The following is a 698-nucleotide window of genomic DNA, read 5'->3' on the forward strand; positions in this document are numbered from 1 at the left end:
GGCATCGGAAAATACATTCCAAAGCGCGATATTAGAAGCGTGGCTATTTTTAGCAGACAATCCAGATAAGAAAGTTCTGCTTGTCGACTTTGATGAACCTTTACCTGACTCCTACACCGAATTTGAACAGCAGCAATATCCGGGCTTTGGCTTAGGTTTGGTGCTATCAAACGGTTATGATTTTATGTTGCACAGCAGCCACAACGTAGAAACACAAGGCCACCTTTTGCCACAAGGCTTAGCGTTTTTGCAGCACTACTTGTCAGACAAAACTCAGTGGACCATCCATGCCCCACAGCAATCTTGGGAATGGCGCAAACAATGAATCGCTTAAATCAGTATTGGCGCGTGCTCGCCACGGGTTTCTGTTTTTCGGTATTTGGTTTGGGTGGTTTAGCGCTGAGCTTTATCGTGATTCCAACTATTCGTATTTTTGTCTCTGACCAAACTGAACGTGAATATAAAGTTCAAGGCGCGATTCAATATTCTTTCAACACATTCTGTAAATTAATGAAGTTCAGCGGGGCGATTGATTATGAAATTATTGGCGCAGACCTTCTTCAACAAGATCGAAATTGTTTAATTGTTGCCAATCATCCGAGTTTAATTGATTACGTTTTAATCGCCTCACAATTAACTCGCTGTGATTGTTTAGTAAAATCGGCAATATGGTCGAATCCTTTTATGAAGCACATCGT

At 41.5% G+C, this 698-nt stretch carries 2 protein-coding genes; both read left to right on the forward strand.

The window, feature by feature from the left end; translation table 11 throughout:
* The coding region (locus tag R7Z47_RS24940; RefSeq protein WP_318130776.1) for a beta-ketoacyl synthase chain length factor at positions 1–325 on the forward strand (325 nt) is incomplete at its 5' end.
* Positions 322–698, forward strand: a 377-nt coding sequence (locus R7Z47_RS24945) for a 1-acyl-sn-glycerol-3-phosphate acyltransferase (RefSeq protein ID WP_411913063.1), incomplete at its 3' end; no start/stop codon positions are given. The genes R7Z47_RS24940 and R7Z47_RS24945, both read left to right, overlap by 4 nt.

Origin of the sequence: Vibrio sp. 1641, assembly GCF_033339995.1 — a bacterium.
Lineage (GTDB): Bacteria > Pseudomonadota > Gammaproteobacteria > Enterobacterales > Vibrionaceae > Vibrio > Vibrio alginolyticus.